Annotated in this window: 28 protein-coding genes; 24 read left to right on the top strand and 4 right to left on the bottom strand. The window is 40.1% G+C overall.

From position 1 onward, the window contains the following. The first annotated feature begins 19 nt into the window (after positions 1-19). From AC59GT_RS06370 to AC59GT_RS06295, 16 genes are all read left to right on the top strand, one after another. On the top strand, positions 20-253 hold the full coding sequence (locus tag AC59GT_RS06370) for a helix-turn-helix domain-containing protein (RefSeq protein WP_022833085.1): 234 nt from the start codon (positions 20-22) through the stop codon (positions 251-253). A 132-nt stretch (positions 254-385) separates the two neighbouring features. Continuing rightward, positions 386-1,255 carry an RteC domain-containing protein gene (locus AC59GT_RS06365; RefSeq protein ID WP_497236842.1) on the top strand — a complete coding sequence of 290 codons (870 nt, stop codon included), beginning with the start codon at positions 386-388 and terminating at the stop codon, positions 1,253-1,255. 151 nt (positions 1,256-1,406) lie between these two features. Further along, complete coding sequence (locus AC59GT_RS06360) at positions 1,407-1,937, top strand: hypothetical protein (protein WP_497236841.1); 531 nt, start codon at positions 1,407-1,409, stop codon at positions 1,935-1,937. Between the two features lie 32 nt (positions 1,938-1,969). Next, positions 1,970-2,308: a DUF4134 domain-containing protein gene (locus AC59GT_RS06355; RefSeq protein ID WP_497236840.1), complete on the top strand. Its 339-nt coding sequence runs from the start codon at positions 1,970-1,972 to the stop codon at positions 2,306-2,308. Positions 2,309-2,318: 10 nt separating this feature from the next. Beyond that, entirely contained in the window at positions 2,319-2,633 is a 315-nt protein-coding gene (locus AC59GT_RS06350) for a DUF4133 domain-containing protein (protein ID WP_290308868.1), read from the top strand. 2 nt (positions 2,634-2,635) lie between these two features. After that, positions 2,636-5,125, top strand: a complete 2,490-nt coding sequence (locus tag AC59GT_RS06345; protein ID WP_497236839.1) for a TraG family conjugative transposon ATPase — start codon at positions 2,636-2,638, stop codon at positions 5,123-5,125. A gap of 16 nt (positions 5,126-5,141) precedes the next feature. After that, complete coding sequence (locus AC59GT_RS06340) at positions 5,142-5,516, top strand: hypothetical protein (protein WP_497236838.1); 375 nt, start codon at positions 5,142-5,144, stop codon at positions 5,514-5,516. A gap of 60 nt (positions 5,517-5,576) precedes the next feature. Then, positions 5,577-6,260, top strand: coding sequence for a conjugal transfer protein TraI (locus AC59GT_RS06335; RefSeq protein WP_497236837.1), 684 nt, complete (start codon positions 5,577-5,579; stop codon positions 6,258-6,260). Beyond that, positions 6,247-6,939: a hypothetical protein gene (locus AC59GT_RS06330; protein WP_497236836.1), complete on the top strand. Its 693-nt coding sequence runs from the start codon at positions 6,247-6,249 to the stop codon at positions 6,937-6,939. Before AC59GT_RS06335 ends, AC59GT_RS06330 begins: the two co-directional genes overlap by 14 nt. A gap of 12 nt (positions 6,940-6,951) precedes the next feature. Further along, positions 6,952-7,599 (top strand): TerB family tellurite resistance protein, encoded by a 648-nt coding sequence (locus AC59GT_RS06325; RefSeq protein ID WP_497236835.1) that lies wholly within the window; start codon positions 6,952-6,954, stop codon positions 7,597-7,599. A gap of 10 nt (positions 7,600-7,609) precedes the next feature. Next, complete coding sequence (traJ, locus tag AC59GT_RS06320) at positions 7,610-8,824, top strand: conjugative transposon protein TraJ (protein ID WP_497236834.1); 1,215 nt, start codon at positions 7,610-7,612, stop codon at positions 8,822-8,824. A 24-nt stretch (positions 8,825-8,848) separates the two neighbouring features. Then, positions 8,849-9,463 carry a conjugative transposon protein TraK gene (traK, locus tag AC59GT_RS06315; RefSeq protein WP_497236833.1) on the top strand — a complete coding sequence of 205 codons (615 nt, stop codon included), beginning with the start codon at positions 8,849-8,851 and terminating at the stop codon, positions 9,461-9,463. Between the two features lie 5 nt (positions 9,464-9,468). Beyond that, a complete protein-coding gene (locus AC59GT_RS06310) occupies positions 9,469-9,798 on the top strand; it encodes a hypothetical protein (protein WP_497236832.1) in 330 nt (109 codons plus the stop codon). 3 nt (positions 9,799-9,801) lie between these two features. Beyond that, positions 9,802-11,079, top strand: coding sequence for a conjugative transposon protein TraM (gene traM, locus AC59GT_RS06305; RefSeq protein WP_497236831.1), 1,278 nt, complete (start codon positions 9,802-9,804; stop codon positions 11,077-11,079). A 12-nt stretch (positions 11,080-11,091) separates the two neighbouring features. Beyond that, positions 11,092-11,925, top strand: a complete 834-nt coding sequence (locus AC59GT_RS06300) for a DUF4138 domain-containing protein (protein ID WP_497236830.1) — start codon at positions 11,092-11,094, stop codon at positions 11,923-11,925. 33 nt (positions 11,926-11,958) lie between these two features. Continuing rightward, positions 11,959-12,729 carry a hypothetical protein gene (locus AC59GT_RS06295; RefSeq protein WP_497236829.1) on the top strand — a complete coding sequence of 257 codons (771 nt, stop codon included), beginning with the start codon at positions 11,959-11,961 and terminating at the stop codon, positions 12,727-12,729. 40 nt (positions 12,730-12,769) lie between these two features. Here AC59GT_RS06295 and AC59GT_RS06290 read toward each other — a convergent pair whose 3' ends face one another. Genes AC59GT_RS06290 through AC59GT_RS06280 form a run of 3 tightly spaced genes read right to left on the bottom strand, consistent with a single transcriptional unit; the run spans position 12,770 to position 14,371 of the window. Beyond that, positions 12,770-13,279: a Rieske (2Fe-2S) protein gene (locus tag AC59GT_RS06290; protein WP_497236828.1), complete on the bottom strand. Its 510-nt coding sequence runs from the start codon at positions 13,277-13,279 to the stop codon at positions 12,770-12,772. Further along, entirely contained in the window at positions 13,279-14,118 is an 840-nt protein-coding gene (locus AC59GT_RS06285; protein WP_497236827.1) for an SOS response-associated peptidase, read from the bottom strand. The genes AC59GT_RS06290 and AC59GT_RS06285 overlap by 1 nt, the downstream gene beginning before the upstream one ends. A 4-nt stretch (positions 14,119-14,122) precedes the next feature. Beyond that, positions 14,123-14,371, bottom strand: coding sequence for a hypothetical protein (locus AC59GT_RS06280; protein ID WP_497236826.1), 249 nt, complete (start codon positions 14,369-14,371; stop codon positions 14,123-14,125). A gap of 288 nt (positions 14,372-14,659) precedes the next feature. Here AC59GT_RS06280 and dinB point away from each other — a divergent pair, with 288 nt between their 5' ends. The 6 genes from dinB to ligD all read left to right on the top strand — a co-directional run bounded on the left by dinB (position 14,660) and on the right by ligD (position 22,817). Further along, the gene (dinB, locus tag AC59GT_RS06275; protein ID WP_497236825.1) at positions 14,660-15,817 is read left to right on the top strand and encodes a DNA polymerase IV; all 1,158 of its coding nucleotides are present in this window, start codon (positions 14,660-14,662) and stop codon (positions 15,815-15,817) included. A 3-nt stretch (positions 15,818-15,820) separates the two neighbouring features. Next, entirely contained in the window at positions 15,821-18,763 is a 2,943-nt protein-coding gene (locus AC59GT_RS06270; protein ID WP_497236824.1) for a DNA polymerase III subunit alpha, read from the top strand. A 4-nt stretch (positions 18,764-18,767) separates the two neighbouring features. Beyond that, a complete protein-coding gene (locus AC59GT_RS06265; protein ID WP_497236823.1) occupies positions 18,768-19,016 on the top strand; it encodes a hypothetical protein in 249 nt (82 codons plus the stop codon). Between the two features lie 48 nt (positions 19,017-19,064). Continuing rightward, complete coding sequence (locus AC59GT_RS06260) at positions 19,065-19,541, top strand: hypothetical protein (protein ID WP_497236822.1); 477 nt, start codon at positions 19,065-19,067, stop codon at positions 19,539-19,541. Positions 19,542-19,670: 129 nt separating this feature from the next. Next, positions 19,671-19,844 carry a hypothetical protein gene (locus AC59GT_RS06255; RefSeq protein WP_497236821.1) on the top strand — a complete coding sequence of 58 codons (174 nt, stop codon included), beginning with the start codon at positions 19,671-19,673 and terminating at the stop codon, positions 19,842-19,844. 54 nt (positions 19,845-19,898) lie between these two features. Beyond that, entirely contained in the window at positions 19,899-22,817 is a 2,919-nt protein-coding gene (gene ligD / locus AC59GT_RS06250; RefSeq protein ID WP_497236820.1) for a DNA ligase D, read from the top strand. 146 nt (positions 22,818-22,963) lie between these two features. Here ligD and AC59GT_RS06245 read toward each other — a convergent pair whose 3' ends face one another. Continuing rightward, positions 22,964-23,680, bottom strand: a complete 717-nt coding sequence (locus AC59GT_RS06245; RefSeq protein ID WP_497236819.1) for a hypothetical protein — start codon at positions 23,678-23,680, stop codon at positions 22,964-22,966. Between the two features lie 637 nt (positions 23,681-24,317). Here AC59GT_RS06245 and AC59GT_RS06240 point away from each other — a divergent pair. Beyond that, positions 24,318-24,968, top strand: coding sequence for a hypothetical protein (locus AC59GT_RS06240; RefSeq protein ID WP_290308890.1), 651 nt, complete (start codon positions 24,318-24,320; stop codon positions 24,966-24,968). Between the two features lie 77 nt (positions 24,969-25,045). Beyond that, positions 25,046-25,174 (top strand): hypothetical protein, encoded by a 129-nt coding sequence (locus tag AC59GT_RS06235; protein ID WP_022833727.1) that lies wholly within the window; start codon positions 25,046-25,048, stop codon positions 25,172-25,174. The last annotated feature ends 3 nt before the right edge of the window (positions 25,175-25,177 follow it).

Below are 25,177 nucleotides of genomic sequence, written 5' to 3'. Positions count from 1 at the left end.
CCATTCTTTTATAGTTCCGATGAAAAAGGAACAACTTTTAAAAGACTTAGGTGAACGAATACGCACTGTCCGAAAGGATAAGGGTATTACTCAACTACAGCTTGCCCACTCCATCGGAAAAGACCAGCAATCAATTCAACGTTTAGAAGCAGGAAATATTAACCCCTCATATATTTATCTGCAAGAAATAGCCGAAGGTTTAGACACCACCCTTTTGGATATGCTGAATAAAGAATTGCCTGCAAAAACCTGATTTAAAAACTATTCCTGACTTTTGGAAATGCTACCATGTTGTGGCTAAGCTTTGCTGTGGAACAGGAATTAAACTTGCTGCCTATAGAAATTTATTTATTTTAATACTGTACTAACCTATCTAACCTTATCTATGAGAAATATAACAGAGCGCTTCTACAGCGCTTTAGAAAATCAATTGAACGAAGTTTCAATTAATGGCGATTCATTAGCCGACCAATATAAAACCTCCATCATGCTTTGCAAAAAGGCAATGGCCAAACTTAAAAATTATATCTCCAGTTATAATTTCGAGAATACCGAAGATGAGATAGAATTTTTCAAGGTTGTAAAACCCCAGTTTTACAGCAAGTATATCTACTTTATTAATGTGTATAATTTTTTGATGCAAAAGCCTTTAGGCAGTGAGGAAATTATAAAGGATTACATCAATTATGAATTAACCGATATCAAACGGTTTTTCGACCATAACCATGCTTTCTATCAATATTACCGGTCAGGGTCTTCCCAAATGGATGAAGTTTACTTTACCCGTGGCGGTTTTGACGTTCACGTAGAACTGGAAGATTTTGAAGAGGATGAATTGTATTCGACCAGTCATGATTATAAGCTGTCTAAGATCATAGCCAACGAAAAATACCAGGATTACCTCAATCTCGAACTACAGAAAATTTTAAACCATGATGAGAAGCCGCAGGAAATTGGCATTGAATTACCGCTTACCTGGACTTTTAATAAAACAGATCTTGTTGAATTAATATACGCGTTAGTAGCGTTAGGCGTGTTTAACAATGGCAACTCAGAAATCAAATCAGTAGTCAGCTTTTTTCAAACAGTGTTTCATGTTGATTTAGGTGCCTACTATCATAAATACACAGATATAACCCGGCGCAAAAAGGAACGTACTGCTTTTCTGGATAAACTTAAGCTTGCTTTACTAAGAAGAATTGATGAAAAATTAGATGAGGACAGCGGCCCGCAACAAAGAATGAAATTTGAATAGTTTTTAGTTATTTGATTTACAGATACTTATGTTTTTATAAAATAAAAAAAACACCTACCTCATGTATAAGGTGTGAAATAATATTTTTTGCTACTCCAACCTTTGCTTTCACAATCGCCGCATGGTGTGGTGAGGGTTAAAGCAAAGCATTATGTTGTCCTCTATTTCCTGGCAGCACTATCTCGCAGCCGTTATCATCATTACTATTTCATACTACTTGTATGTTGCTCTTAGGTACTACCAGAAAGAGATAAGTAATCTATTCAATCGCAAACCGCAATCAGCTGATCTGTTTACAGCAATTCAATCGCCTGCCATTTCCGTAATGGGCCAGGCTAAACCGGATAATGGTGTAAGCATTGGCGATACACAAAACTTACCCTTTTCAGAAGTTTTGCCTGATGATCCACATGAGTTAGTTAAGGAATCAACTCACACCACAAGCATTCAAGACGACCCTTCATCAGAACTGGTTTCAGAAGCCGGAAACCTGATTGAAGCGTTTAGGGATGTTGACAACAAGCAGGAGTTTTTAACGCTCGTTGGTATTTTGGTTAGCTCTTATAAAAGGTTTCAGGAGCAAATAGATCTTCCGGCTGCACTAAGCCGCGTGGTAGAAATTTCCAAAGACAAATTAAAATTCACAGTTGCCTTATCCGATTTTAAAAACACCTGGGCTTAGGCAACCTATCCATTAACATTAATTCAGAAATTATGAAATCTCAAAAAACAGACTTCCGTTCAAGGGCGGTAATTTTTTTCAGGCATTTACTGGCAACTGTCACCTTATTGATAATTAGCCTTAGCTTATATGCACAGGATGGCAATTCAGGAATAACAGCAGCAACTACACAGGTTAAAAGTTATTTCAGCACTGGCACAAGCTTAATGTATGCTATCGGTGCCATAGTCGGACTTGTGGGAGCCATCAAAGTATTCAAAAAATGGAACGATGGCGAACACGACACCGGCAAAGTTGCTTCAAGCTGGTTCGGCAGTTGTATCTTTTTGGTAGTAGTTGCCACAGTGTTAAAATCATTCTTTGGGGTATAAAAAACATATCATGGCATTATATCAGATCAACAAGGGCATTAATAAGCCGATTGAATTTAAAGGACTGAAAGCACAGTACATCGGCTATCTGGCAGCTGGGCTTGTACTGTTGCTTATCGGATTTGCTATCATGTATATCGTAGGAGTGCCGGTAATTACTTGCATCATTATTATCTCTGTTTTAGGCAGCGCCCTGTTTTACCAGGTGTTTAAATTAAGTCATAAATACGGTGAACACGGCTTGATGAAAAAAGCAGCCAAAAGGTACTTACCAGATCATTTGAAGTTCACTACACGAAATATCTTTTTACAACTAAAGAAATAATCATGGCATCACACAGCAAAGCAGAACAGGTATTTCCTGTTTACAAGGTGGAGCATAACTGCATGGTTTCCGCAAATGGCGATTTGACCATTGGTTACAGAGTAAACCTGCCCGAAATCTTCACCCTATCAAATGACGAGTATCTTGCTTTCCATGAGGTAATTATTAAAGCATTGAAGCTTCTGCCAAAAAATACTGTATTTCATAAACAGGATTGGTTTATCAATGATCAATATGAAGCTGTCTTTGCTAAAGAAGGCCATCAGCAGGTTAAAACTTTCTTATCTCATTCCAGTGAACGTTATTTTCACGAACGCGAGTTTTTGCACCATCATTGCCATATTTTTATTACTAAAAAACCCGATAAGTTTAAACAGTATTCAAGCGCGGTTAGTTCATTAATGCGTAAACGCATTGTTCCTGCACAAACTACCTGCGATGAATTGTTCAGAGATTTTCAGGATAGCGCCGGCCAGTTTGTAAGGGTGTTGGAGGATAGCGGTCTAATAACCCTTTCACGGCTGAACGATGACGAGTTAGCAGGCACGTTAAATAAGGCCGGTGTTTTGGAGCAGTACTGCTTTTTGCTTAATCAAAACGAAGCGCCGGTATTGAAAGATATTCATATTCAGGATGAGATAAGGATCGGTGATAACCATTGCCAACTTTATACCCTAAGCGATGCGGAAGATCTGCCACCATTATGCGGCCCGAGAATTACCTATGATAAATACAGTACAGATAAAACAAAATTCAGTACCGGCTTTGCTACTCCGATAGGCACTTTATTAAAATGTAATCATTTGTACAACCAGTATATATTTATCGGTGACAGCCTGCAAACGATCAAAAAGCTGGAAGCAAAAAAATTGCGCTTGCAATCTCTTTCCGCTTATTCCCGCGAAAATGCGATTGGCCGTGATGCTACACACGATTTTTTAAATGAAGCTATCAGTCAGCAGCGACTTCCTGTAAAAGCACATTTCAATGTTTTAGCCTGGACGGATAACCCTGCGCTGTTAAAGGATCTTAAAAATAAAGTTAGTTCATCATTGGCTCAAATGGATGCCCAGCCTAAACAGGAAACTGACGGCGCTGCTCAGATCTGGTGGGCTGGATTGCCAGGCAACGAGGCCGCTTTCCCAATGAATGATACATTTGACACTTTTGTTGAGCAGGCTACCTGCTTTTTGAATCTGGAAACAAATTATCAATCAAGCATCAGCCCTTGTGGTATCCGTTTGGGCGACAGATTATCCGGCAAGCCCGTGCATGTTGATATTAGCGATGACCCGATGACTAAGGGAATCACCACCAATCGAAATAAATTTATTTTAGGTCCGTCAGGCAGCGGCAAATCTTTCTTCACTAATCACCTGTTACGCAGTTATTTTGAGCAGGGTTCGCATGTGGTTTTAGTTGATGTTGGACATAGTTACCAAGGGCTTTGTGATTTTGTGGACGGCTATTATTTCACATACACTGAAGATGAGCCAATTAGCTTTAATCCATTTTATATAGCAGACGGTGACCTTTTAGATACTGAAAAAAGGGAAAGCATAAAAGCCATGATTTTAGCGCTATGGAAGAAAGAGGACGAGGGTGTACAACGGTCTGAATACGTGGCGATTTCAGATGCTTTATACCATTACTATGAAAAACTAAAAAGCCATCCTGAAATTTTCCCTTGCTTTGACAGCTTTTACGAATTTCTTAATGGTGAATTTCATGATACCATGAAGCAATCAAAAGTGAAAGATGAACGTTTTGATATAGACAACATGCTATTTGTATTGAAACCATATTATAAAGGTGGTGAATATGCCTACCTGCTGAATGCAAAAGAAAATCTCGACCTTTTGCAAAAGCGTTTTATTGTCTTTGAGTTAGATAATATTAAAGATCATCCAATTTTATTTCCGGTGGTTACGCTTATCATTATGGAAACGTTCGTTTCTAAAATGCGCAAACTGGCTAAAGATACCAGAAAGATGATTCTTATAGAGGAAGCATGGAAAGCGATCGCGCGGGAAGGTATGGCTGAGTACATCAAATATCTTTTTAAAACAGTTCGCAAATATTTCGGTGAGGCATTGGTTGTTACCCAGGACATTGAAGATATTATTAGTTCGCCGGTAGTTAAACAGGCTATCATCAATAATAGTGATTGCAAGATCTTACTTGACCAGCGAAAATATCAGAATGATTTTCCTAAAATTCAACAGCTATTAGGCATAACGGATAAGGAAACGGCGCTCATTATGAGCATGAACCGCAACAATGACGAAAACCTGAAATATAAAGAGGTTTTCATCAGCTTAAATGGCCAGCTATCTAAAGTATATCGCACCGAAGTAAGCCGTGAAGAGTACTGGACTTATACTACAGAATCGTCGGAAAAAGCAAAAGTTCATGCCTACACAAAAAGATTAGGCAGTGTTAAGCTTGCGATAGCCGCCATCGTTAGAGAAGAATTAGAAAAAGCAGCATAAACTAATACCCATAATTATGAAAACATCATTCGTTTTAATAGCAATCATCGCAGTATTTTCATTAAGCTGCAATAACACTACTAAAAGTAATGTAGATATTGAAGGTACATACGTAACGCATTTTCAAAATGAGTTTAATATCACAGATGATAGTTTGATAATTTCATCTACTAAATCTTCAGACAAAACTTACGATGTAGTAAGAAAAACCGGGTTCATTAAAATCAGAAACGGTAAACAACTTGCAAAAGAATTTAAAGTAGCCAAATGGCTATCTTCCTACAATGCAGATAAACAACTCTTGCAAGAAACTTTAGGGCGACAAATCAGCGTTTTGCCAGAAACACATATATTAAAACTTGGTGCATCGGAATACACTAAGTTAAAGTAGTCACTCCTATTTATTGATTTTAAAATTAGCTGGTCAAAAATGGCCGGACAGGGAGGTTATATGAAAAATTTTAAATTCTTAATGGTTGTTATTATGGTCATTATCATGAGTTTAACATCTATTAAATCTGTAAAAGCACAGTTTGTAATTGGCGAAGTAATAAAGCTTACAGTAACCAAAGTAATCAAAGCAATAGACCTTAAAGTACAGCGAATGCAGAATAAAACAATATGGCTGCAAAACGCACAAAAGGTCATTGAAAATCAAATGTCCAGAACAAGGTTGACTGAAATTTCCGGTTGGACAGAGCAGCAAAGGCAATTATACAGCAGTTACTACACAGAATTAGGAAACATCAAAGCCACTATATCTAAATACCAGCGGATAAAGGATATTACTTTAAAACAAGCTGCCCTGGTTAGTGAATATAAAAAAGCCTGGAGCTTGTTCCGGCAGGATAATCATTTCAACCCGCAGGAATTGAATTATATGCAACAGGTCTATACAGGCATATTAGACGCGAGTGTTAAAAATCTGGATGAGATCATGCTTGTTGTTAGCCCCGCAAAAACACAAATGACGGACGAACAGCGCCTGGAATTAATCAACAAGGCCAGTGATCATTTGGATGAAAATTACAATGACCTGCATCAGTTCAATAACCAGGGCATTCAATTAAGCCTGCAACGCAGCAAAGATCTGAGTGATACCCAATCAATTAAAAAGCTTTATGGAATCAATTAATCAAATAAAAACACTGGCAGACGAGATCAGGCGTAAAAGCAGGAAATTATTGGCTTTCACAGTTATGACGGTTGCCGCATCCGTGCTGGCTACTACTGTGAGAGCTCAAACTTTCGCTGAATGGTTCCAACAGAAAAAAACGCAAAAGAAATATCTGTTACAGCAAATTGCTGCACTACAAGTTTACGCCTCATATTACAAGGCGGGTAATAACATTGCCCGTAACGGTTTAGGTTCGATAACCGGATACCTCAAATCAGAAAACGGATTACACTCTACCTTTTACAACAATCTCAATAACGTTAGTCCTGTAGTTAAGAATAATAAACAGGTAAATGATATACTGCAATGGCAGAAAGATATTCTTACCCGCATGAACAGCCTCGACAAAACTGCCAATCTTAACAATGGTGAACGCAAATATATTATACAGGTTAAAGCCGCTTTATTTAAAGATTGTGATCAAGAGATTACCGAGTTACAAAATGTGCTTACCGACAGCAAACTAAAGATGAGTGACGAAGAACGGTTGAAGCATATCGGAGTAATTCATTCCGCTATGCAAAATAATTACCGTTTTGCCTCTGCATTTACTGACCAGGTGAAAGTTTATGCGGTACAGCGTGTTCAGGAAAACAATAATGTGATCTCCGAAAAGAAGATTTACGGGATTCAATAAGCAAAGCCAATTATGAAAAAGCAAATCAAGCAGATCGTAATTATACTGGTATTTTTCTTTTGCCTGGGTACGGCAAAGATTGCCAGCGCGCAGGTTCAGGAAATGCAGCAATTGATTTTAGATATTGAAAAGCTAACCCAATTGAAGGGCATTTTAAGCGACATGAAAATGGGTTACCAGATCTATCAGCAAGGCTATGGCAGCATATCCCAACTTTCCAAGGGTAATTTTGACCTGCATAGTGTTTACCTAAATGGGTTACTATCCATAAACCCAACGGTAAAAAATTATGGTAGAGTAGCCGATATAATTACCCAGCAGGTAAGTTTGGTTAGCGAGTATAAAAGCGCCTATAAGCGATTTCAGCAAAGCGGCTCATTTAGTGCTGGGGAGTTGAACTACATGAATAGCGTATATACCCAGTTGGTTAATCAAAGCCTGCAAAACCTCGACGATCTGACGAATGTACTAACCGCTGGTAAACTGCGTATGTCCGATGATGAACGAATGCGGGCAATTGATCGCATCTACGCCAGCAGTTCAGATAAGCTGCAATTTCTCCGGCACTTCAACCGGCAGGGCGTTTTGCTGAATATCCAGCGCACCAAAGATGCAGGCGATACCCGAACGCTGAAACAGCTCTATGGTATAAATAACTAATCCCAATTTTATGAAAAAGAAGATTTATTTAACCGCAATTTTTGCGGTAACGGGGATAGCTTTTCCTTTATTTTCCAAAGCAGACGGCCTTGCTACTGATATTCAGGGCTTGCAGGGAACTTTAAATGGCGTTTATAACGATATGCTTCCCATGTGCAGCCAACTCATCGGTGTTGGTCGTGCAATAGCAGGATTTGGTGCCTTATGGTATATCGGCAGTCGCGTATGGCGACAAATAGCCAGCGCTGAACCTATAGATTTTTACCCGCTGATGCGGCCATTCGCTTTAGGCTTAGCTATTCTTTTGTTCCCCACAGTTATTGCTATCATCAATGGAATTATGTCGCCTACTGTAAGTGCTACCGGCGGGATGGTGCAAAGTTCTGATGCCGCGATTGCAGCCTTGCTGAAAGCCAAAGAAGCGGCAGTAGAAAAGACAGACACTTGGCAAATGTATGTTGGTGCTGATGGTGATGGCGACAGGGATAAATGGTATAAATATACCCATCCCGAAGATAAGGATGGTAGCGGCGAAGGAATGCTTGCCAGTGTAGGCAATGACGTGAAGTTCGCTATGTCCAAAGCTTCCTATAATTTTCGCAATTCAGTTAAGCAATGGATGTCCGAGGTGCTGCAGGTGCTTTATGAAGCCGCTGCATTATGTATCAATACGATCCGCACATTCTACCTTATCATTCTTGCCATATTAGGGCCTATCGTATTTGGCTTAGCTGTCTTCGACGGTTTTCAGCACACCTTAACAGTGTGGCTGGCAAAATACATCAATGTATTTCTTTGGTTGCCGGTAGCAAATATATTTGGTGCGATCATCGGGAAAGTTCAGGAAAACATGCTGAAGCTCGATATTACCCAGGTTCAAAATGCGGGTGACACTTTCTTTAGCTCAACTGATACCGCTTACCTCATCTTTTTAATTATTGGCATCATCGGTTATTTCACCGTACCAAGCGTAGCTAATTACATAGTAAATGCGGGCGGTGGCAATGGTCTGCTTCAAAAGGTAAACAGCATCGTGAGCAGTACAAGCCAGTCGGTTGTTGGGGCTGCATCAGGCAGCGGTATGTCTGCGGATTCTTTTGGCAATCAAAAGTCCAATACCAGCCAAAGCATGGCCGACAGCGCTGTATCAAAACCATATTTTCAGGACAAAGGCAGCAACCCTAATAACGGACGGGCAAGTAAGATCAATCCGCAGCAAGCCTAATTATTTACCTAAAATTTAAAAAGCATGTTTACACATCTCAAAAACATAGAAACAGCCTTTAAGCACATCAAGCTATTCAGCTATTTTTTAATTGCCGCGTGTACCATTATATCATGTTTTGCACTTTATAAAAGTTACCAGGCAGCGAATATCGCAGGCAGTCACATTTACATTTTAGCTAATGGGAAAGCATTGGAGGCTTTTGCCGCCGACCGGAAAGATAATATTCCCGTTGAGGCCCGTGATCATATTCGGATGTTCCACCATTACTTTTTTACGCTTGATCCTGATGAAAAGGTCATTAATGCAAACATTGGCAAGGCCTTATACCTGGCTGATGAAAGTGCCAAAAATCAATACAACGATTTAAAGGAAAAAAGTTACTACAATAACCTTATTTCCGGCAATATCAGCCAGCAGGTTACCGTGGATAGTATTCAACTCGATATTAACCAATATCCCTACTATTTCAAATGCTTCGCCACACAAAAGCTGATCCGCTCTACATCAACCGCGAACCGCAGCCTGATTACACAGGGTTATTTGCGAAATGTAGCAAGGTCGGACAATAACCCGCATGGTTTTTTAATCCTGCATTGGGAAACTTTAGCTAACAGGGACACTACCATTCAACACTAAAAGCTATGAATTTATCAAACAGTAAAACGTCAGCGCAATTATGCGACAAGGTTGCCGCTTCGTTGGCAAAACAGATAATTGACTTCCAAAATCGTTTTTCAACCTGGCTTAACAGGTGGTTCAATGCTTACACTGTTCGTCAAAAGAAACGAATTGCTATTGCATTCGGACTACTAACGTCAATCATACTTGTCAGTAGTTCATTTTGCAGTTTTTACACGATCCCCAAATTATCACAAAATTATACCTCTGCCCATATCGGGCAGGCATCAGAATTTCCCGATCCCCAATTTATTAAACGTCAATTAACAGATTCATTAACTAAAAAAAAGTAAATCATGAATGCAGTATTAAACAGCGGCCAATTGCCGCAGCATACTCCTGAATTTCTGAAGGAGCGCAAATTTTTAGTCATCATGCCACTGCTTATCATTCCATTTTTAACGATGGCATTTTGGGCATTGGGTGGCGGTAAACAATCCGCTTCAGCCTTTGAAAATTCCAATGCACAGGGATTGAATGCCACATTACCGCAGGCACAGTTTAAGGATCAAAAAGCCCAGGATAAGATGGGCGTTTATCAAACCGTTAAAACGGATTCCGCAAGTTCCGCAAATAGCGGAGTTAGTGAAAGCTTTGTAAAATCAATGGGATTGGATGCCGCAAAAGCCGGGCATATTGATTCTGCTACGCAGCGTTCAACTGCTAATCTTACAGGCGGTCCTACTGTAGCAGATGCTAATGAAGCCAAAATTCAGGCCAAGCTTGCTGCTATTAATCAGCAGATCAGCCAGCCGGAACCCACAAACTACGGCGGCGGTGCAACAGCCCCGCAATCCACTGCCGATGTAAAAAGACTGGAATTAATGATGAAAGCCATGAACGGCAACGGCGGCGGCAACGATCCTGAAATGAAGCAGCTAACCCAAATGCTTCAACAAATAAACGATATACAAAATCCCGGCAATGCTAATAGCAGGCTACGTAATCAGTCGCTAAAAAATCATGGTAGGGTTTACGCTGTTGCCGCAGCCAAAGATGATGACGATGATAATTCCGCACCGGATAAAATACAGGTTAGCTACGCTTCGTACGATGGCGGTGGCAAGTCAAAAAAACGCCGCTCTGCGAATACGGCAGAAACAGCAGGTAATACCATTCAGGCAGTAGTGCATGAAGATCAAACGTTAGTAACCGGCGCGGTTATCAAATTAAGGTTGTTGGATGGTATTTATGTAAATGGCAAGATGATACCTAAAGGCAGCTTTGTTTATGGAACTTGCTCGTTGAACAATGAGCGTTTAGAAGTCAAAATTGCCAGTATTCGTTACCTCAATAACATTTTGCCGGTAGCGCTCGCTGTCTATGATCTTGACGGTATGGAAGGCCTATATGTTCCGGGTTCCATCGGAAGGGATGCCGCAAAAAATGGTGTTGGGGATGCCGTTCAGTCTATGCAACTTATGTCTATGGATCAGTCCGTTGGCACACAAGCCGCCAGTGCGGGCGTTGAAGCCGCTAGAGGGTTATTCAACCACAAGGTAAAACAGATCAAAGTTAAAGTTAAGGCCGGTTACGAAGTCCTCCTAAAGGATAGTAACGACCGTGATAATTAAACTAAATAAGCCATGAAAAAATCATTCTTTATTTTCATTCTTGGTGCCTGGGGAACAGTTTCCTACGCGCAAGATACCGCCTATGTAAGCCGTGATAAAACCACCGCTTTATTCTTTAAATCAGCTGTCAAAATTATCAGCAAATCAACACCCGATTTTGATGTAAATCAAAAGGAAGATGCGCTGATTACTATCAAAGCACTTGATACGGATTTTAAGCCTACACGTATAAATGTGCAGGAAATTAGTACTGCCAAAGTCTATCATATTCCAGTTGAATATTCTTACGGTCGTGCCGGCAGACGTATTGAAATTGACGGAGCAGCACCTATGACTGTAAGGGTCATTAAAACTGCCGATTATAATTATAGCGCAGTCGTTACCCAATTGGCCGAAGGAAAACGTAAAGATGTGATAGATCATGAAAAAACCGGAGGCGTAAAAGCCTGGGTAGATAAACTATCCCTTGCCGGTAACCGGATTTTCTTTAGGCTGGACATTCGCAACAAATCCAATCTGCCTTATGAAATTGATTTTGTCCGGTTTTATATCAGGGATTTGAAGACAGTTGCGCGGATGGCAACTCATGAACAGGAGATAGTGCCATTAATTACAACACTGCGAAAAAAAACTTCAATTGCCCATAAACAGGAGATTGCAAAAATTTTTGGCTTTCACCGTTTTTCGCTTTCTGAAGATCAGGCGCTAAATATTGAATTATACGAGCGTAATGGTAACCGCCACATTTACCTTCAAATCAAACAAAAGGATTTGGACGATTTAAAAACAATCGCCCCTCCAAAGCAGCAACCGGGAAATACTTTAGTAGCTGCCAACACACTTTAATTAACCATTTATTTCATTTTTAATCATTAAGTTATGAACACTCAAAATGCTGAATTTTTGAAAAAAAGCCTGCTAAACCTGGGTTTTGGAGACAAGTTAAATGCTGAATTAGATAAAGAAATGGCCGCTAAAACGCCTGAATTTAAGTTAGGGTTGCAACATGAGTTCAACCAAAAAACGGTTGACTATACCTTGCATTTTAAGGCCGGTGATAACCAGGACATGTACTTCTTTAACAAGTACGATGCAACGATCAACCATAAAGATGATCCTGCCAAGAATATCGACCAGACATTTTTTATCAATAAAGGCAGCGGCATTACCGCTAAGGAAGCTTTTAACCTAATGGAAGGCCGTGCCGTTCACAAACAGCTTTACAATTTAGAAGGGCAAAAATACCAAGCCTGGTTGACGCTTGACGATAAAAATCTTACCGAGAACGGTAACAAAAAGATTAAGCATTACCATGAAAATTATGGCTACGATCTTGAAAAAGTTATCGCCGGAAAAGGTATTAAGGAACTTGATGACCCGAAAGCCAAGGAAGAATTGATGTATTCGTTAAAAAAAGGTAACGCCCAGCAGATAACCATTGGCGGTGAGGATGGCGATAAAAAATATTTTATCGCGGCTAACCCGCAATTCAAAACCGTTGACCTTTACGATCATCAAATGAAGAAAATAAAACGGGAAGAATTGCTGCAGACCGACCAAAAGCCGGTAAGGAACTTAAAACAACGCGAGCAGCAAAAGGAGGATGCTCCTGCAAAAAAGCAGTCGCGTAAAGCTAAAGTCCACGTTTAGTTAAACATGAAAAGGCGGTGCTCAACAGCATCGCCTTTTTTTAGGTATTTATAATTTCTAATGTTTGTAAATCTGCCGTTAAATTATGCATTGGACAAACCAATAGGCCATTCTTTTCTAACATTGCAGTCCCAAAATGAGGGCAAAGTTTACCTTCGCACTTTTTACCTATATAGGATTTATACCAATCTCTGTATTTCCCAACTTTAGGTAGTTGCTTTTCAGTGGGATGTTCTGGAACACGTAACCCAGTATCATGCCGCTCACATTTAACTTTTGTTTTTGCAATAGAAAGGAAGCTATAATTTGAAAAACTTTTAGGAACAATTACAGCAGCCGTATATCCATCCCAGCAATTAAATTGCTGTTTCATTCGCGGTTCCATTTCAAACCTACCATCTATATGATAATGTTCATCGGGAAAATCAAATTGCTTATCTGCGTGAAGATGGTCGAAAACAGGAATGTAATAAATTCGACCGTCGGGAATAGTCATTATTTCCGCACATGGACGCCAATAATATTCACCGATTTGTAATTCCTCGGACATTAAGCTTTAACCGTTTGTAAATCTTGCCAATGGTTAAATTGCAGCTCCTCTGTATCAACAAAGGTTGTATCAATTGCCGCTAATTCAGGATATTGTAATGGTGTTGCTTCGAGTGCCGTTCTATAATTACGGTCTACTGTACAAAATTCCAGTAACTTTGATGGAATTTGCGTTCGGGCTATTTTAGAAAGACGTTCTTCGCTCGGCTTTTCCATTAACCATTCCCAGGCCAAATCCTCTGTTAAGATTGAGGGCATTCTTTTTTTAGAATTATGTATCTGCGACATTACGTTATTGGAATCAGTTATTCCAAAGGCAACTGTATTCACAAACTGCCCCGTTTCAGGGTCAAGCCACTCGTTATATAAACCTGGCAAATAAAAATATTCTTGTTCTTTAAGACCTACCTGATATGGGTATTTAATCATCTCTTTTAGTTCCTGACCCTTTTTGCCAATCTTAGGAATGTGGCGCGATTCGACTATTCCAGTTGACAAAACAAGACACCGACGATTTTTGGCAGCATCGGCCCACATTGACCTTTTGCCATCCTCTTTAGTAAAGAGGTTTTCAGATTTGAAATTGAGCGTAGTGTATTTTGCACGAAATATATTCGCTTCGGATCTTGTCTTCACAAAGCCAGGAACATACCCCCATTCTGCCTGCACAATATCAAAATCTTTACCGTCTTCTGATGGTACCAATATTGCACATGGTGCATAGTTAAAACCGTTGTGTACACCGACATTTAAAAAAGGGTAATTTCTTACCGGCTTTGCCAAACCCTTTAATTCAATATACTCTGCTCTGGTAACACGTTGTCCATTGTAATAACACATAAGCTTAATTTTTTTTATTCCTGATAAATGCGGCAATTAGCTTGCCAACTTCTTCTGCCTCTTCCTGACGGCCTTCGGGAATTGACGTCCAAAACTTTTCGTCTCCAAGCCCTTTGCCAACCGTTACAGTTAAAACTTTCCTGTTATCGGAAAACTGAATATAAAATATCCTCCTGCTCTTTATTTCGGCTTCCGTCACTTTCGAGACGCCGCCCTTATATTGAATCTCAAATGGTGCTTCAACTTCCCTCATTTTGTATAAAATTATAAGTTTTGTGTGAATTAAGAAACTAAATCTGAACCCTGAATAAATGTCCAAATCATAAATTTCTTCTTATTAACCTATTTACTATCAATCTTTTATTCGTAGCAAAAACTGATAAGCAAAATTAATAGAAAAAAGATTTAAAATACTAATATTTTTAGCATTAGTTTTGTAGAGATTCTCATACCGGTTTTGTGGCCGTGATCTATACGCCGTGAACTTGCCGACTGAAATATTAAATTTTATTTAAATTGAATGTAATAGCAACAGACTAACATGAACGCCGACCGCCAAATAATTCACATGGATCAGGATGCATTTTTTGTATCTGTCGAGGTTAGAAAAGACCCTCGTTTGGTAGGCAGGCCGGTAATCATTGGCAGTCTTTCAGACCGTGGCGTAGTGGCATCATGCAGTTATGAAGCACGGAAGTTCGGGGTACACTCCGCTATGCCTGCGAGATTAGCAAAACGCCTTTGTCCGCATGGTATTTGGATAAGGGGCAACATGGACGAATATACCAAAGCCTCACACGAAATTACTGACATCATTCAGGAAATGGTTCCTGTACTTGAAAAGGCAAGTATAGATGAGCATTATATCGACATGAGCGGCATGGATAAGCATTACGGAACGCTCAAATGCGCGAAGGAGATTAGGGCTAAAGTCATCAGAGAAACAGGTTTGCCTATATCTTTTGGTTTGTCCGTCAACAAAACGGTTTCTAAAATGGCTACTAACGAGTGTAAACCCAATGGTGAACTCAGCGTGGCTCAGCCTGGGGTACAGCCGTTCTTAAATCCGTTATCGATTAGAAAAATTCCCGGCTTAGGCGAAAAGACCTTTATCAAATTAAGTGACATGGGTATCAAGCGTATCCATACACTGGCGCAGGTACACCCGGAATATATGACGAGCATTTTAGGGAAAAATGGTATTTGGCTTTTACAAAAAGCTAAAGGCATTGACGATTCTCCTGTTATCCCTTACCATGAAGCAAAAACGATAGGTACACAATCTACATTTAATCAGGACAGTATTGACGTTGAAACCATTAATCACCTGCTTACCTCAATGGTAATGGATCTCGCTTTTGAGTTAAGGCAAAGTAAAAAGCAGTCAGCTTGCATTACTGTTACCGTGCGTTATTCAACATTCGAGACGGTAACCAAGCAGGCAAGAATACCCTATACAGCACTTGACGGAGTTTTAATCGCTAAAACCAAAGAACTGTTTAAGCAACTTTATCAAAAACGCCTTTTAATTCGGTTAGTCGGCGTTCGACTATCTAATCTGGTTAGCGGCTTTGAGCAGATCGATCTTTATTCGGAATCCGAAGAACAATATAGCCTTTGCCAGGCGATGGATAAGATACGCCGACGCTTTGGGCCGGGTTCAATTAAGTTAGCCTCTGGTATAGATTTAAACTTGTAGGTCATGTATTTGAACGTTCACTCACAATACAGCCTTCGCTATGGTACCATGTCAATTCCCAACTTGGTCGAGGAAGCAGCAGCACGCGGAATTACCCAAATGGTCTTAACGGATATCAATAATTCCACAGGTGTCATGGAATTTATGCGTGAATGTGATGAAATCGGAATAAAGCCAATTGCAGGGATAGAATTTCGCCGGGATAAACACCTGCTATACATTGGAATTGCTCAAAATAAAGAGGGCATGCGTGAACTTAATGAATTTTTAAGTGAACACAACCTGGAAAAGAAGCCATTACCCGATAGTGCCCCTGCTTTCAAAAATGCTTTTGTTATTTATCCTTATCGTTACACCGAAGACCTAAAGCAAAATGAATACCTGGGCATTCGGTTTGATGAATTAAATAAGCTTTACGGTAAAGATTTGACTGTGCTGAAAGATAAACTGGTTGCTTTACAGCCAGTATTTGTTTTGGACAAAATTGAATACCGCCTTCATGAATATTTGCGCAGCATTGATTTGAATCTGGTATTGACGATGGTAAAGCCGGAAGATAAATGCACACCAACTGATATGTTTTTGCCCCCTGGCCAAATGGAAGCAAGATATTCACGCTATGCTTTTATACTGGATAATACCCGTAACCTGATGAACCGTTGCACGATGGATTATCCGAAGGGCAGGATAAACCTGAACCGCCGCACATTTACCGGTAATAAGAAGAATGATAAAGAATTGCTGGAAAAATTAGCGATGAGCGGTTTGGAATATCGTTACGGAAAAAGCAATAAAGAAGCGCTTAAAAAAGTTAAGCATGAACTGAAGGTAATTTACGAACTGGATTTTTGCGCCTATTTTTTAATTACATACGATATTATCCGTTATTCATCCTCTCGGGGATACTATCACGTTGGAAGAGGATCGGGCGCTAATAGTATAGTCGCTTATTGTCTCAAAATAACCGATGTTGACCCGATTGAACTTAACCTGTATTTTGAACGCTTTCTGAACGCACAGCGAACCTCGCCGCCGGATTTTGATATAGATTATTCCTGGGATGAACGGGAAGACGTACAGGATTACATTTTCAAACGCTATGGGAGCCATCATACCGCTTTACTTGGCACCATGTCAACCTTCAAAGACCGAAGTATTATCCGGGAGATCGGCAAAGTCATGGGTTTACCGAAATCGGAAATAGACAGTTTTACTGATTCACGCAGAGCGGCTGAAAACCGAAATAATCCAACGTTCAAAAAGATTACCGCTATTTACGAGCGCATGTCAAATATGCCAAATCAGCGCTCCATTCACGCAGGCGGCGTATTGATTACTGAAGAACCTATTACCTATTATACGGCGCTTGATATGCCGCCAAAAGGGATGCCTACAGTTCAATGGGATATGTATGAAGCGGAAAAGATTGGCTTTGACAAGTACGATATCCTAAGTCAGCGGGGTATCGGTCATATTAAAATGGCGGTTAAGCTGATTGAACAAAATCAGCAGCGTAAGATCGATATACACCAAGTCAAGGTGTTTATGAAAGACCCGAAAGTTAACGCGCAGCTTAAAACAGGTGATACAATTGGTTGCTTTTATATTGAATCTCCGGCCATGCGGCAGTTAATACGAAAATTGAATTGTGATAATTATCTCACATTAGTCGCCGCCAGTTCTATCATCCGTCCTGGGGTGGCCAGTTCAGGCATGATGGGCACTTACATAAAATACCATCATGCACCTGATACGGTAAATTATCTCCATCCTGTAATGAAAGAACAATTGGAGGAAACATACGGGGTAATGGTTTATCAGGAAGATGTGATTAAAATATGTATTCACTTCGCGGGTATGGACGGTACAGATGCTGATATTTTAAGGCGGGGAATGAGCGGAAAGTATCGTTCAAAAAAAGAGTTCGAGCGTCTCGTCGAACGTTTTTTTGAAGAAGCAAAAAAATTGGCCCGGCCTGACGACGTAGTAGCCGAAGTTTGGAGGCAGGTATCATCCTTTGCAGGCTACAGTTTCAGTAAAGCACACTCGGCCAGTTTTGCGGTAGAAAGCTATCAGAGTTTGTTTTTAAAAACATATTATCCACGGGAATTTATGGTGGCCGTCCTCAATAATTATGGCGGTTTTTACGCTCGATACCTCTACTTGCATGAACTTAAAAAAGCGGGTGCCACAATACACCTGCCATGCGTTAATAACAGTGACAGCATAGTTAATATCAATGGTATAGATGTTTACTTAGGCTTTGTTGGTGTACATGGACTAAACGAGAAATACATCAATTTAATTCCCGAAGAAAGACGGGAAAACGGATTGTACCAAAACTTGGAAGATTTAATAAAACGGACAGGTGTTGGCTTGGAGCAAGCTATTATATTAATCAGGGTGGGCGCCCTACGTTTTACAGGTAAAAGTAAAAAGGCATTGCTTTGGGAAGTGCATTTGCTTATGGGGGCTAAAGTTAAAGTGACTAATGATGTAGAGTTATTTGCAATAGAGGCAAAAAACTACAGCCTGCCTGTGTTAGTCAATACGGCTTTGGAAGACACCTATCACGAGCTGGAACTTTTAGGTTTTCCGGTTACCATAACCAGTTTTGATTTGCTACAAACTGATTATCGCGGTGAGATATATGCTAACGATCTGATTAACCATTTAGGCCAGTTGGTAAAAATGGTAGGCTGGTATGTCTGTGAAAAAACTGTACAAACGAAAACGGGAAAATTGATGTGGTTCGGTTCATTTCTGGACGTAGAAGGCAACTTCTTTGACACCGTGCATTTCCCAAACACAACGAAAGAATATCCATTTACCGGTGCCGGCTGCTACCTGATTTACGGAAAAGTTGTTGAAGAATATGGCTTTGCCAGTATTGAAGTGTTAAAGTTCGCCAAACTTCCTATTCACATTAACCCTGTTATCGATTAACTATATGGAAAGATTTAAAATTAATTGTGTGATTTCGAACAAGGCGGTTGAAATGCAATTTGACATAAAAAAGATCCCAGGGGAAAAAGGGCCTTGTTATATGGTGTCTATTGACGGACTGTTTCGGGGCTATATCAAAAAGGAAAATTCGGGCAGATTTGCACAATTAATGAATACGGACTTTCCAGAGGAAGACATGCTACTTATCAACGAACAATTAACGCTATTTCACAATCTCAATAAAACGAAATGAAATAAGATCTAAATTTCAGATCATTATATTTACACTATAGATTTTATCATGGGTTATAAATTTTCAGATTTAGCAGACTTGAAAAGGCAATTAAGCGCTCACATGGAGGGCTTTTTTATATTTAATATTCCCGATGGCCGCCATCAAAATATCATAGAGGAATTTTACGCAGTTCAAAAAAAACCTGAAAGTGACAGTTTTGACGAAAAATTATCATACGTTAATTCGACCTTATTAGAGTTCAACACATTCCTTGATAAGCAAGGTAAATATAAATCAGATCGTTTGGACGCCGAAAGACAGGCCTTATTGGAACCGGAACGGACTAAAGTTGCAATCAAAACGTTAACAGAAATGGGCTTTAAAGTTCAGGTTATAAGCAATAATGAAATCAACTTCATTTTTAAAGATTCCGTAGTAAAATATTTCCCTTATTCCGGTTGGGCATCAGGTAAGTCGATTAAAGATGGCCGGGGTTTTCAAAATTTATTGAACCAATTGAAAGCAGGAATTGGTGATGTATAAGCATTTTCCTAAAAATTGACATTGCTGTTGACGTTGTTTTCAGTATATAATCACACAGGTCGATTTCTCATAAAACCCAATGTGTCGTTTATTGTTATAGTTAAAAATCATCTACTAATAACTAAAACTATGGCAACAAGAGGAACAAAAGTGGAAAGGCATTCCGTTTCGGATCAACCACACGAATTAGCTTATGAAGCTAAAAAGGAAGGTACTACAGCAAAAAAAGTAGAAGCTGCAAAAAAATCAGCCGGATCAAATCAGCGCACTGCTGTTGAAAACAAACTAACAGGAAAGAAATAAGCCGAAACAAACTTTTAATAGAAGCCCCGCAAGGGGCTTTGTTGTCTTTGGCTTATGAAGATTGCAACTTACAATATTAACGGAATTAATGGCCGTTTGGAGATTTTGCTGCGCTGGTTAAAAGAAGCGCAGCCCGATATTGTATGCTTGCAGGAATTGAAATCAGAAAACCATAAGTTCCCTGAAAATGCAATCAACAAGGCCGGTTATCAGGCGATATGGCACGGTCAGAAAAGCTGGAACGGTGTGGCCATATTATCCAAAACAGAAATAAGAGAATTAAGAAATGATCTACCTGGCGAGGATGAAGAGTTTACGCACAGCCGTTATATTGAAGCCTTTATCAATGGAATCGTTATAGGTTGCATTTATCTTCCAAATGGCAACCCTTATCCTGGGCCAAAATTTGATTATAAATTACGCTGGTTTGAACGATTAGCAGAACATGCCAGGGATTTAGTAAACCGCGATTTGCCTGTTATTTTAATTGGTGATTACAATGTAATGCCAACCGAGTTAGACACGTATAAACCTGAAAAATATTTAGAAAATGCGTTATTCCGTCCTGAAAGCCGCAAGGCTTACAAAGACCTGGTAGATCAGGGTTGGACAGATGCGATACGAACACTTTACCCTAATGAGCGAATTTATACTTTTTGGGATTACTTGCGTGATGCCTACGGCAGGAACGCTGGTTTGAGGCTTGACCATTTCCTTTTAAATCCGAAAATTGCCCGACGGCTGGCGGCTGCCGAAGTTGACAAAGAAGTTCGTGGCTGGAAAGGTGCAAGTGATCACGCACCTGTATGGATTGAACTGGCCGAAGATTTGCCGGAAAGTAAACTTTTAACTAAAAAAGCTGATTCGCTCGAAACGAAAATCAAAGAAGCCGAAACAGGCAGCACAAAAAATAGTCGTCCTTCAGCAGATCTCGATACGCTGCTAAAAAATGCACCCAAATCAAAAATTCCTACAGAAATAAAACCAATGAAGGCTACTTTGGTAGATGCTCCATTCGATAACCCTGGTTGGATATATGAAATCAAATGGGATGGTTATCGTGCCGTTGCGATCGTGGACAAGGGAAAAGCTAATTTATTTTCCCGAAGTAATCTCCCGTTTGATCAATTCAGCCCGATTAATGACTTGTTGGAAAAATGGAAGTTGAATGCGGTGTTAGACGGCGAAATTGTCGCGCTGAATGAACAGGGGAATGCCAACTTTGGCGCTTTACAAAATTGGCGTAATTCTAAAAATGCTAAGCTGGCTTATTTCGTTTTTGATATTCTTTGGTATGATGGAAATCTCCTAATAGACTTGCCGCTATATCAACGACGTGAAATATTGAAAGCCGTTTTGCCGCCTGATGATGAATTGATCCGCATAAGCCAGGCATTTGAGGTAAACGGTATAGAGTTTTTTGAGTCTGCCAAAAAAATGAAACTGGAAGGCATCATTGCGAAGCGGTCGGACAGTTTATATACCTCTGATGCCCGTTCTCGTGAATGGCTGAAGATCAAGGCCAAGCGCAGACAGGAAGTAGTTATTGCTGGATTTACTAAAAACGAAGGAACGGGTAAATATTTTAGTGCGCTTGCTATCGGCGTTTATGATGGGAAAGGTGTGCTTCGTTATATAGGCAAAGTTGGCACAGGCTTTAACGATACCAAACAAAAGGAAATGATGGCGCAGTTTAAGCCATTAATCACCAACGAAAGCCCTTTTGATGTTGAACCCGATGTAGATGAGCCGTCGCAATTCCGCCCAAGAAGATTAGGCGCTAAAGCAACCTGGTTAAAACCTGAACTGGTTTGTGAGGTGGAATTTGCAGAAATAACGAGCTATGGTAAGGTTCGCCAGGCATCATTTAAAGGTATGCGCAGTGATAAAAAACCGAAAGATGTGGTGATGGAAATTGAAGCCGACACTGATGAAGTAGTTGACCAGATTAATTTACAGGCAGATATTAAAGAAGTTGAAGAACAAAAGGCAGTCCCTTTGGTAAGAAAGGCAACAAAACCTCAATCAACCAAAACTCCCGCAAAGCTTTTGATCACTTCCAAAAAGGAAACGGAAGAAGTAAAAGTTGAAGGTCACCTCCTAAAGCTGACGCATCTTAATAAATTCTACTGGCCGGAGGATAAAGTCACAAAAAGGGATATGTTTAATTATTATCATCAGGTAGCGCCTTTCATGGTGCCTTACCTGAAAGACAGGCCAATGTCTCTCAACCGTTTTCCAGGCGGCATACATGGCGAAAGTTTTTACCAAAAAAATGTAAAGGATAAGGCACCGGAATGGGCTGAAACCATGCCGCATACTAATGGCGAAGGAGTTGATAAAGATTATTTGCTCGGCAACAACGAAGCAACCTTGCTATGGATGGCTTCTTTAGGATGTATTGAAATGAACCCGTGGTTTAGCAGAGTTCAATCGCCGGATAATCCTGATTATTGCATTATTGACCTTGATCCCGATAAACAGCATTTTGACCAGGTTATACAGGCAGCATTGGAGGTAAAAAAGGTTTTAGATGCCATTGATGTTCCGAGCTATCCTAAAACATCGGGTTCTACAGGTATGCACATTTACATACCGCTCGGCGCTCAATATACTTACGACCAAAGCCAGCTATTTGCCAATATCATTGTCAAACTTGTACAAAAGCAAATTCCTGATTTCACCACCCTCGAAAGAATGATTTCCAACCGAAAGGGCAAAATGTATCTTGACTTTTTACAGAACCGTCCTGGTGCTACAATAGCAGGCGTTTATAGTCTACGACCTAAACCAGGCGCCACAGTGTCTATGCCTGTGACATGGGATGAGGTCCGGCCAGGATTGACAATGCGTGATTTTACGATCCACAACGCTATTGACCGCCTAAAAGAAACGGGTGACTTGTTTACCGGTGTTTTAGGTAAAGGTATAGATCTCGCGACCACCGTTAAAAGAGCACAGGAAATTTTTTAAAACAAGTTTGAATCTTAACAAAGATCAAATTAAAAAGCCGCTGATAGTTTTACTGTCAGCGGCTCGGTGTATTTATTACAAATGCTTATTTCTTTTTTGATCCTGCGGTTGATACCGTGGAAGTTGCCGGACGATAAACAACAGGATTAACGCCGTCCCTTATTCTTAATGACGGTGGTGGTGTCGGTTTTACTGCTCCTTGTGCCATTGTTTGATGGGTTTATAATTAAACGTTGTGTTGTGTCTTTATATTTTAAGGTTAAAGTCACCGGTATGCCAGATTCAACTTTAACTTTCTGTACTTTATCCTTCCCTTTACTGATACCAAAATCAATGCCAAACGGAATGATTAACAAACTTAACGAAATTAAAGAATAAATCATGTATTGATGGCATTGAAAACGATGAAAAGTTTTTTCACGGTTATTGATCTGATTATTTGCCGTATTTGTGATCAGTTCTGATGTCAAATATTCTTCAAAATCTTTTTGTGCCGATATAATGATGTTAGCCGGAGTTATGCCTGCCTGGGCGGTATAAAAAGTAATTAGCCCTTGATAATAAGTATTCAGGACATCAGCATCATTCAGGTAAAAATATTCAAGTCCATTTTGCAGGTCGGAAAATGCCCTGACCAGGCGATAAATGGAAACACTCAATAAACCTACAGATACCAGTCCGATAACTGCGAAAACGATAGATAGCGTTAGGTTGTCATCGAAATTAAAGTTTGTGGTCGCATAGAATAAGCCGGCCACTAAAGCGGTCAGAATACCGATAGGCGTAGATAACGAGGAATTGATCTCATTCTTACGCTCCAAAGTTTTATCGTACTGGTCTTTATAAAATGTGTATTGTTCCAAGCTGCTATTTGATGATTTACGGCCTACACAAAATTACGGATAAAGAACCAAAATGGAAAGATGGGTAAATTTACAATCCGTTCAGATTTTGTATATAGATCATGCTGCCCCTTTCAGGCCGGGCTTTACACTCTATCTTTTTTCAAAAGGATGCCGTTGCAATCCCTGTCAGGAAATAAAAGATCCGCTTGCCTGAAAGTCCCGCTCCAGCATTTTTGCTGCGCTGCAAAAGCTTCGCCTTAACTGTAACTACTAATAACTCCTATTAAGCGCATTATTCAGGACTTCACTTGTTTACCCGCTTCATTTTTATTGCGCCGGGAAAAGCGGCGCTTGCCTTCACGCTGCACTTAATTGACTGCTCAAATATCAGATGCTTTCAAGATGCTATTTTTCAAGAAACGGCCTAAAAGAAACTCAAGCTCGGTCAACTTCCACGTACGAACGCATAATGACCTCCGCTTTGCTGCGGTCACCCTTCGGGACTTATAGTTCTCCCGTGAAAGTTCTACGACCGGCTTTTTGAGCTTTCTTTTTTTCCGTTTTTTCTTTTGAAAAATAGCTTTTCAGGGAAAGTCTTCGGGGAAAGAGGGAAACGAAAAAAATAAATTTTTAACCCTTTTAAATCATTTAAAAAATGAAAACAGCAGAAAAAAATGCAACCGCAGTACAAGGTACAGCAGCAAAAAACAACCAAACAGCAAACAGAGTTGAAAACCGCCCAAGCTTAACAGGAAAGGAAGCCAAAGAAGATGAAAACGCTAAAGATCAAACACCTGCCAAAACTCCGCAAGTTGAGGCAACCAAAACTGCCGAGGTTAAGACCGATAGCCCCGCTACAGTGGATAACCAACCCGCTAACGTTGCGCCTTACACCACAGGACAGGGATTAGACGAAGCACCGAAAGCCGAGCCAGCAAAAGCGGAGGAAGCTAAAGCAGAACCCGCAAAAGTTGAAGAAGTGAAAGCCGAACCTAAAAAGTTCGCTTTGAACTTAGAGCAAACGTTAAAATCGGTGGAGGGCTTACACCGCCTAAGCATTCAGCGCATTACCCTTTTATCCCGCATTAAGTTATTGGAAGATTTTGAGGTAAAACTTATCGAGGAGAACGACGAACTGGAAAATAACCCTTATCAGGGTTGCAAGCTAATTATCAAAGATGATAAAGGCCGGGAGTTTGTCACTAACACGCCTAACCTTATCCGCATGGTTTCCCAATTCATTTTCGATGCCTGCCACGAAAAACTGGCCGAAATTGAAGCCAACATCATTTTTCCAAATGCTTAAACAAATTATGCTCCCATCCCGAAAGCTATCGGGATGGTGAGCATTTTTTATGGTTTCACAAAAAAACAGCAATTCCTATGTACGAGCAATTTATAGAACTGACCAACCAAATATTTTGGGAGGGTTACGCCGAAACGTTAGCGAAAGAAAACCCTGCAAGGTTTCAGTTAGAACTAAGCGATTTTATGAATACCTATCAATTTTAACGC

The organism is Mucilaginibacter sp. 320_HR (genome assembly GCF_059691875.1).
The sequence above is the reverse complement of the archived record's forward strand: the minus strand, read 5'-3'. Positions and strand labels throughout refer to the sequence as shown.

What these genes read in the sequence shown, in the direction of transcription:
- AC59GT_RS06370 (WP_022833085.1), top strand. Translation starts at nt 20, where the DNA reads ATGAAAAAGGAACAACTTTTAAAAGACTTAGGTGAACGAATACGCACT.
- AC59GT_RS06365 (WP_497236842.1), top strand. Translation starts at nt 386, where the DNA reads ATGAGAAATATAACAGAGCGCTTCTACAGCGCTTTAGAAAATCAATTG.
- AC59GT_RS06360 (WP_497236841.1), top strand. Translation starts at nt 1,407, where the DNA reads ATGTTGTCCTCTATTTCCTGGCAGCACTATCTCGCAGCCGTTATCATC.
- AC59GT_RS06355 (WP_497236840.1), top strand. Translation starts at nt 1,970, where the DNA reads ATGAAATCTCAAAAAACAGACTTCCGTTCAAGGGCGGTAATTTTTTTC.
- AC59GT_RS06350 (WP_290308868.1), top strand. Translation starts at nt 2,319, where the DNA reads ATGGCATTATATCAGATCAACAAGGGCATTAATAAGCCGATTGAATTT.
- AC59GT_RS06345 (WP_497236839.1), top strand. Translation starts at nt 2,636, where the DNA reads ATGGCATCACACAGCAAAGCAGAACAGGTATTTCCTGTTTACAAGGTG.
- AC59GT_RS06340 (WP_497236838.1), top strand. Translation starts at nt 5,142, where the DNA reads ATGAAAACATCATTCGTTTTAATAGCAATCATCGCAGTATTTTCATTA.
- AC59GT_RS06335 (WP_497236837.1), top strand. Translation starts at nt 5,577, where the DNA reads ATGAAAAATTTTAAATTCTTAATGGTTGTTATTATGGTCATTATCATG.
- AC59GT_RS06330 (WP_497236836.1), top strand. Translation starts at nt 6,247, where the DNA reads ATGGAATCAATTAATCAAATAAAAACACTGGCAGACGAGATCAGGCGT.
- AC59GT_RS06325 (WP_497236835.1), top strand. Translation starts at nt 6,952, where the DNA reads ATGAAAAAGCAAATCAAGCAGATCGTAATTATACTGGTATTTTTCTTT.
- traJ (WP_497236834.1), top strand. Translation starts at nt 7,610, where the DNA reads ATGAAAAAGAAGATTTATTTAACCGCAATTTTTGCGGTAACGGGGATA.
- traK (WP_497236833.1), top strand. Translation starts at nt 8,849, where the DNA reads ATGTTTACACATCTCAAAAACATAGAAACAGCCTTTAAGCACATCAAG.
- AC59GT_RS06310 (WP_497236832.1), top strand. Translation starts at nt 9,469, where the DNA reads ATGAATTTATCAAACAGTAAAACGTCAGCGCAATTATGCGACAAGGTT.
- traM (WP_497236831.1), top strand. Translation starts at nt 9,802, where the DNA reads ATGAATGCAGTATTAAACAGCGGCCAATTGCCGCAGCATACTCCTGAA.
- AC59GT_RS06300 (WP_497236830.1), top strand. Translation starts at nt 11,092, where the DNA reads ATGAAAAAATCATTCTTTATTTTCATTCTTGGTGCCTGGGGAACAGTT.
- AC59GT_RS06295 (WP_497236829.1), top strand. Translation starts at nt 11,959, where the DNA reads ATGAACACTCAAAATGCTGAATTTTTGAAAAAAAGCCTGCTAAACCTG.
- AC59GT_RS06290 (WP_497236828.1), bottom strand. Translation starts at nt 13,279, where the DNA reads ATGTCCGAGGAATTACAAATCGGTGAATATTATTGGCGTCCATGTGCG.
- AC59GT_RS06285 (WP_497236827.1), bottom strand. Translation starts at nt 14,118, where the DNA reads ATGTGTTATTACAATGGACAACGTGTTACCAGAGCAGAGTATATTGAA.
- AC59GT_RS06280 (WP_497236826.1), bottom strand. Translation starts at nt 14,371, where the DNA reads ATGAGGGAAGTTGAAGCACCATTTGAGATTCAATATAAGGGCGGCGTC.
- dinB (WP_497236825.1), top strand. Translation starts at nt 14,660, where the DNA reads ATGAACGCCGACCGCCAAATAATTCACATGGATCAGGATGCATTTTTT.
- AC59GT_RS06270 (WP_497236824.1), top strand. Translation starts at nt 15,821, where the DNA reads ATGTATTTGAACGTTCACTCACAATACAGCCTTCGCTATGGTACCATG.
- AC59GT_RS06265 (WP_497236823.1), top strand. Translation starts at nt 18,768, where the DNA reads ATGGAAAGATTTAAAATTAATTGTGTGATTTCGAACAAGGCGGTTGAA.
- AC59GT_RS06260 (WP_497236822.1), top strand. Translation starts at nt 19,065, where the DNA reads ATGGGTTATAAATTTTCAGATTTAGCAGACTTGAAAAGGCAATTAAGC.
- AC59GT_RS06255 (WP_497236821.1), top strand. Translation starts at nt 19,671, where the DNA reads ATGGCAACAAGAGGAACAAAAGTGGAAAGGCATTCCGTTTCGGATCAA.
- ligD (WP_497236820.1), top strand. Translation starts at nt 19,899, where the DNA reads ATGAAGATTGCAACTTACAATATTAACGGAATTAATGGCCGTTTGGAG.
- AC59GT_RS06240 (WP_290308890.1), top strand. Translation starts at nt 24,318, where the DNA reads ATGAAAACAGCAGAAAAAAATGCAACCGCAGTACAAGGTACAGCAGCA.
- AC59GT_RS06235 (WP_022833727.1), top strand. Translation starts at nt 25,046, where the DNA reads ATGTACGAGCAATTTATAGAACTGACCAACCAAATATTTTGGGAGGGT.